The 843-nt window shown below is 36.1% G+C and carries 1 protein-coding gene; it reads right to left on the minus strand.

The annotated features are described in order from the left end of the window. Positions 1–593, minus strand: a 593-nt coding sequence (locus KEM10_RS23855; RefSeq protein WP_212220922.1) for a DNA adenine methylase, incomplete at its 3' end; no start/stop codon positions are given. Positions 594–843 lie beyond the last annotated feature (250 nt).

Raw genomic sequence — 843 nt, forward strand, 5'->3', positions numbered from 1 at the left:
GTACCTACCTCAGTACTTAAGTAAGGTGGATCCACAAAGAATACCACACCATCAACATCCTTATACATGTTAAATAGTTCCTTGTAATCGTATTTGACAATTACCAGACCATCGAGGTAACCGGTTACGGTATAATCCGACTTACGGACGCAGTTATACATGGTGGACTTTTCCAATTCTTCAATATTAAGTGCATACTTCATACTGAATAATAAGGATGATGACAGTGTAATGTAATCGACAAAGCCTTTAGCCTCTTCACTCTTAATGTAATCTATAATTGACCATTTAATATCATTAGGCAGCTTCTTATCCTGTGGTTGATTCTTAACTAATTCACGAATATGCATCAGCATGCGATTGGTTTTATCCACATGTAGTAGCCTGGTATGGTAATTATCAAAGTCATTATATACAACCTGAGCATCCGGAAGCATATTTTTAACGGTATGGGATAACAGTCCGCTACCTCCAAATAAATCAATAAATACATTGCTTGTTTCAAAGTCTTTTAAAGCTGTTTTAAAGTGTGTTAAAAAGCGCCTTTTTTGCCCCATAAAAGGCAATGGTGCACTTGTGTAAGGTTTATTCATTCTATTGTTGTTTTGAATGTTTATATTTGTTGTCTCTCTGACTTATTAAACAAAAAAGGTGCGCATACACCGTCCAAAGGCATTGCCTCCGGCGTGGTGTATGCGCACCTTTATATTTAGCGAAAGGTCAGAGAGTCGCTAAGTAAGTCGGAGGCTCTTTTACCCCCTATTTTAAGCTTCATTATCTATTAAATAATTACATTATTAATCAGTAAGGTTAAAATATCTGAAGCTATGCTAACATTACCAT

Origin of the sequence: Carboxylicivirga linearis, assembly GCF_018271995.1 — a bacterium.
GTDB lineage: Bacteria > Bacteroidota > Bacteroidia > Bacteroidales > Marinilabiliaceae > Carboxylicivirga > Carboxylicivirga linearis.